The sequence below is a fragment of the Arthrobacter sp. 10T419 genome (assembly GCF_056394105.1).
This window is the reverse complement of record NZ_JBFTHF010000028.1, coordinates 1-609: the sequence shown is the minus strand read 5'-3', so window position 1 is coordinate 609 and position 609 is coordinate 1. Positions and strand designations below refer to the sequence as shown.

The following is a 609-nucleotide window of genomic DNA, read 5'->3' as shown; positions in this document are numbered from 1 at the left end:
GCGAACCTGATTGAAGCGTGGTCGCAGCGCTATCTGCCGGCTGGCGATCGAACCTCACTACCGGAGACACCATGACCTCCCTTTCATCCTCCCGCCGACAGGCATTCCGAAAACAGGTGGCGGCGAAACAGGCGCTGCTGGTGCCCGGCGCGTTCAACGCCATGAGTGCGCGCGTGATCGAGGACCTGGGCTTCCAGGCGGTCTACCTGACCGGCGCGGGCGTCACCAACATGTCATTCGGCCTGCCTGACCTTGGCTTCATCGGCCTGAGCGACATCGCCGAACATACCGCGCGCATCCGGGATGCCGTGGCGTTGCCGATGATCGTCGATGCCGATACAGGGTTTGGCAACGCACTGAATGTTCAGCACGCGGTGCGTACGCTCGAGCGCGCCGGGGCGGATGCGATCCAGCTCGAGGATCAGGTGATGCCCAAGAAATGCGGGCATTTCGCGGGCAAGCACGTCGTCAGCACGAGCGAGATGGTCGCCAAGATCCGCGCGGCGGCCGACGCCCGGCAGGATGACGCGTTCCAGATCATCGCCCGTACGGACGCTGCGGCGGTGCACGGCATCGAGGACGCCATCGACCGGGGGCACCGCTTTGCGG

At 65.4% G+C, this 609-nt stretch carries 1 protein-coding gene; it reads left to right on the top strand.

The window, feature by feature from the left end; all coding sequences use genetic code 11:
* Positions 1-71: 71 nt before the first annotated feature.
* On the top strand, positions 72-609 hold a 538-nt coding region (locus AC1DBD_RS17710; protein ID WP_476982703.1), incomplete at its 3' end, for an isocitrate lyase/PEP mutase family protein.